Here is a 4,763-nt window from a genome sequence, read left to right on the forward strand (position 1 = left end):
CCGCCGCGGCCGCCTGCGGATCGGCCGTGTGGTGGCTCCAGCTGAGGTCCGCCCTGCGCGAGCACCACCCTTCCATCCCCGAAGTGAGGACACCGTGACCACCCATCCCCGGCTGAGCATCGGCCTGCCCGTCTACAACGGCGAGGAGTACCTGGCCGAGTCGTTCGACGCCCTGCTGGGCCAGACCTACGAGGACTTCGAACTGGTCGTCTCCGACAACGCCTCGACCGACGGTACCGAGGACATCTGCCGCCGGTACGCCGCGAAGGACTCGCGTGTCCGGTACCTCCGGCTGCCCCGGAACATCGGCGCCGCGCCGAACCACCATCACGTGTTCACCGAGTGCCGGGGCGAGTTGTTCAAGTGGGCCTCGCACGACGACCTGTACGCCCGTGACCTGCTGCGGGCCTGCGTGGAGGCGCTGGACGAGCGTCCTGACGTGATCCTGGCGCACAGCGGCCAGGCCGTCATCGACGGCGACGGCAAGGTGAAGGTCCCCTACGCGTACGGGCTCACCACCGACTCGCCGCACGCGCCGGAACGCTTCCGCAGCCTGTTGTTCGAGCCCGGCGGCGACGACTTCTACGGGGTGATGCGCGCCGACATGCTCCGCCGGGTGAAGCCGCACGACAGCTACCACCACGCGGACCGGGTGTTCGTCGCCGAGATCACCCTGCACGGGCCCTTCCACCAGGTGCCGGAGCTGCTGTACTTCCGCCGCGACCATCCCACCCGCGCGGAGCGGGCGAACCCCTCCAAGCGCTCCCGGTGCGTCAACCTGGACCCGCGCCGGGCGGGCCCCCTGCACCCGACGCCCCGGCTGCTCGCCGAGTACGTATGGGGCTTCGCCGCGGCGATCCGGCGGGCGCCGCTCTCCCCCGCCGACCGGCGCGCGTGCTACCGCCACCTCGCCGCGTGGATGACCAGCCGGGTCCGGCCCGGCGCCGGCGAGCGGGTCGAGGACCGCGCCCCGGCCGACCCGGACCGGCTCGGCGTCTCCGTCGACGCGCTGGTCGCCGGCCGTGAGGGACGGCAGGCGTGAGCGCGGTACGCGTCGGGGTGTTCGGCCTGTTCGGCTCCGGGAACCTCGGCAACGACGGGTCGCTGGAGGCCATGCTCGACTACCTCCGTGCCGAGCACCCGGAGGCGGTCGTGGACGCGCTGTGCGGCGGGCCCGAGGTCGTCGCGGCCCGGTACGGGATCCCCGCGAAGCGGCTGAACTGGTACCGCGGGGAGTACCGGACCGCGTCACGCGCGGGCGCGATCGCCGCCAAGGCGCTGGGGAAACTCGTCGACGCCTTCCGCACCCTCGCCTGGGTGCGCCGGCACGACGTGGTGATCGTGCCGGGCACGGGCGTCCTGGAGACCACGCTGCCGCTGCGGCCGTGGGGCTTCCCGTACTCGCTGTTCCTGCTCTGCGCGGCCGGCCGCCTGTCCGGGGCCCGGGTCGCGCTCGTCAGCGTCGGCGCCGGCGTGATCGGCAACCGGCCGACCCGGGCCCTGACGCGCTGGTCGACACGGCTGGCCGCGTACCGGTCGTTCCGGGACGTCCAGTCCCGCGACGCGATGCGGGCGATGGGCGTGGACACCGCGCGCGACGAGGTCTACGCGGACCTCGCGTTCTCCCTGCCGACGCCGCCGCGCGACAAGGTCCACGCGGAGGTCCCGTCCTCCCTCCCGACGCCGCGGCGGAGCTCGGCCCAGCGCCCGCATGGCCCGGTCTGCGTCGGTGTCATGGACTTCCACGGGAGCAACGACGACCGCGCCCGGGCCGAGGAGATCCACCGGCGCTACCTCGACGGGACGACCCGGTTCGTCCGCGCGCTGGCCGAGGACGGCAGACCGGTCCGGCTCCTCACCGGCGACGAACTCGACCGGCCGGTGGTCGACGCGATCCTCGACGCGGTGGACTCGCCGCTGGTCACCGCGGCCGGGACGGCCTCGCTGGAGGACCTGATGAAGGAGACGGCGGCCGCCGACACCGTCGTGGCGACCCGGTACCACAATCTGATCTGCGCGCTGAAGGCCGGAACACCGACGCTCGCGCTCAGCTATTCGGCGAAGAGCGACACGCTCATGGCCGAGATGGGGCTGGGCGAGTACTGCCACCCGGCGCGCGAGGCCGACGCCGACCGGCTGCTCGAACGGTTCCGCGAGCTGGAGGGGCGGTCGGCGGAGCTGCGGCGGATCCTCTCCGGGCGGAACCTGGCCGCCGCCCGGCGCGTCGGGCAGCAGTTCGCCGCCCTGACCGCCGCCCTGTTCCCGACGACCGCCCCCACCCACACCTCGCGGGAGGCCCGATGAAGGCGACCGAAGTCCCGGCGATCAGCGGCGCGTACCTGTTCGAGCCGACGCCGTACACCGACGAACGCGGCTTCTTCTGCCGCACCTTCGACGCCGAGGTGGTCCGCTCGGTGGGCCTGGACCCGGACGCCTTCGTCCAGGACAGCCTCTCCCGCTCGGTCAGGGGCGTGCTGCGCGGCCTGCACCTGCGCTCCGGAGCGGGCGAGGCGAAGCTCGTCCGGTGCTCGTACGGGAGGATCTTCGACGTCGTCGTGGACCTGCGGCCGGACTCACCGACCTACCTGGGCCGGGCCACCTTCGAGCTGTCCGGCGAGACACAGGCGACCCTGTACGTACCGGCGGGCTGCGCACACGGGTTCCAGGCGCTGACCGGCACCGCCGACACCTCGTACCGGATCGACCGCGAGCACGACCCGGCCGAGGACGTGACGATCGCCTTCGACGACCCGGAACTCGCCATCCCCTGGCCGCTGCCGGTCACCTCGGCGTCCCCGCGGGACCGGGCGGCACCGAGCCTCGCCGAGGTCCTGAAGCAGCTGGAGAAGTGAGGCCGCCAGTGACCACCGAAGACTTCGACCTGCCCCGCTCGCGGCAGGCCAACGAACGACTGCACGCCATGGTCCCCGGCGGCGCGCACACCTACGCCAAGGGCGACGACCAGTACCCCGCCGGCCTGGCCCCGGTCATCGGCCACGGCCGCGGCGCCCACGTGTGGGACGTCGACGGCAACCGCTACATCGAGTACGGCTCCGGCCTGCGGTCGGTCAGCCTCGGCCACGCCCACCCACGGGTGCTCGAAGCGGTGCGACGCGAACTGGACCGCGGCAGCAACTTCGTGCGCCCGTCCGTCGTGGAGGTGGACGCGGCGGAGCGCTTCCTGGCGACGGTGCCGACGGCCGAGATGGTGAAGTTCGCGAAGAACGGCTCCGACGCCACGACGGCCGCCGTCCGCCTGGCCCGCGCCGCCACCGGACGCACCCGGGTGGCCCTCTGCGCCGACCACCCGTTCTTCTCCGTCGACGACTGGTTCATCGGCACCACACCGATGCCGGCGGGGATTCCGGCGGCGACCACCGAGTTGACCCTGTCGTTCCCGTACGGCGACCTGGCCGCCACGGAGGCGCTCCTCACCCGCCACCGGGACGAGGTCGCCTGCCTCGTCCTCGAACCCGCCACCCACACCGAACCGCCGCCCGGCTACCTCGCCGGCCTGCGCGAACTCGCCGACCGGCACGGCTGCGTCCTGATCTTCGACGAGATGATCACCGGCTTCCGCTGGTCCGAGGCGGGCGCACAGGGCCTGTACGGCGTCGTCCCCGACCTCTCCACCTTCGGCAAGGCGCTGGGGAATGGGTTCGCCGTCTCGGCGCTGGCCGGGCGCCGCGAGCTGATGGAACGGGGCGGGCTGCGCCACTCCGGCGACCGGGTGTTCCTGCTGTCCACCACGCACGGCGCGGAGACGCACTCCCTGGCCGCCGCGATGGCCGTGCAGACCACCTACACCGAGGAGGGCATCACCGCCCGTCTGCACACTCTGGGCGAACGGCTGGCGGCCGGTGTCCGCGAGGCGGCCTCCGGCATGGGCGTCGCCGATCACCTCCTCGTCCGGGGCCGGGCCAGCAACCTGGTCTTCGCCACCCTCGACGAGAAGAAGCAGCCGTCACAGCCGTACCGCACCCTGTTCCTGCGCCGGCTCCTCGCGGGCGGGGTACTGGCCCCGTCGTTCGTGGTGAGCGCCGGACTCACCGACGCCGACATCGACCACACCGTCGAGGTGGTGGCCCAGGCGTGCGCGGTGTACCGGAAGGCACTGGACGCGGGCGACCCGACCCCGTGGCTCGGCGGCCGGCCGGTGAAACCGGTCTTCCGCACCCGGGCGTGACGGGACGTCAGCCCCATTCCCGTCGACCGGCGCCGGCCGGCCGGCCACCCAGCCGGTCAGCCGTCCGGTCGACCAGCCACGCGGTCGCCGGTACCACCGCCAGCGCGGTGCACCAGCCGCCGACGGCGTCGGTCGGGTAGTGCGCGCCCAGGGCGACCTGCGCCCATCCCATGGCGCCGCCGGCGGCCAGTCCCGCGCCGAACACGAGTGACGTGCCGGCCACCCGGCCGAGGCCGAGCCGGCCGGTGGCGAGCAGCGCCAGCACGAGGGCGAAGGCGGTGAGGAAGGCGGTGTGCCCGCTCGGGTAGGACAGGTTGTCTTCACCGTGGATGGTGCGTCCCACCAGGGACTTGAGCAGCCGCGTCGTCCCCACCGTCAGACCGGCTCCGGCCACGACGAGCACCGCCGCGCGCGGAGTTCGCCGCACCAGGCAGCCCGCCACGGTGACGCATATGAGCGCTGCCGCTCCCACGGGCTCCCCCAGGAAGTCCGTGGCGAGAGCGACCCGCCGCCAGACCGGCCCCGCACCGTCCACCGCCGCCCACACCCGTGCGTCCACAGCGCCGGGCCCGCTGTC

At 73.5% G+C, this 4,763-nt stretch carries 5 protein-coding genes; 4 read left to right on the forward strand and 1 reads right to left on the reverse strand.

Annotated features, from left to right (window positions below; genetic code table 11):
* Positions 1 to 94: 94 nt before the first annotated feature.
* The 4 genes from B9S61_RS03610 to B9S61_RS03625 are packed head-to-tail and all read left to right on the forward strand — an operon-like array spanning position 95 to position 4,186.
* Entirely contained in the window at positions 95 to 1,042 is a 948-nt protein-coding gene (locus B9S61_RS03610; RefSeq protein ID WP_103540882.1) for a glycosyltransferase family 2 protein, read from the forward strand.
* Positions 1,039 to 2,304: a polysaccharide pyruvyl transferase family protein gene (locus B9S61_RS03615; RefSeq protein ID WP_103540883.1), complete on the forward strand. Its 1,266-nt coding sequence runs from the start codon at positions 1,039 to 1,041 to the stop codon at positions 2,302 to 2,304. The genes B9S61_RS03610 and B9S61_RS03615 overlap by 4 nt, the downstream gene beginning before the upstream one ends.
* Positions 2,301 to 2,852, forward strand: a complete 552-nt coding sequence (locus B9S61_RS03620; RefSeq protein ID WP_103540884.1) for a dTDP-4-dehydrorhamnose 3,5-epimerase family protein — start codon at positions 2,301 to 2,303, stop codon at positions 2,850 to 2,852. Before B9S61_RS03615 ends, B9S61_RS03620 begins: the two co-directional genes overlap by 4 nt.
* A gap of 8 nt (positions 2,853 to 2,860) precedes the next feature.
* On the forward strand, positions 2,861 to 4,186 hold the full coding sequence (locus B9S61_RS03625) for a glutamate-1-semialdehyde 2,1-aminomutase (RefSeq protein ID WP_103540885.1): 1,326 nt from the start codon (positions 2,861 to 2,863) through the stop codon (positions 4,184 to 4,186).
* A gap of 7 nt (positions 4,187 to 4,193) precedes the next feature.
* Here B9S61_RS03625 and B9S61_RS03630 read toward each other — a convergent pair.
* Positions 4,194 to 4,763 (reverse strand): phosphatase PAP2 family protein (locus B9S61_RS03630; RefSeq protein ID WP_103540886.1); only part of this gene is annotated, 570 nt, incomplete at its 5' end.

It is taken from the genome of Streptomyces sp. SM1 (genome assembly GCF_002910825.1).
In the GTDB taxonomy this organism is placed as follows: Bacteria; Actinomycetota; Actinomycetes; order Streptomycetales; family Streptomycetaceae; genus Streptomyces; species Streptomyces okerensis.

Bases quoted from the DNA above. Each gene is read 5' to 3' on its own strand.
- B9S61_RS03620 (WP_103540884.1), top strand. From the start codon at position 2,301: ATGAAGGCGACCGAAGTCCCGGCGATCAGCGGCGCGTACCTGTTCGAG.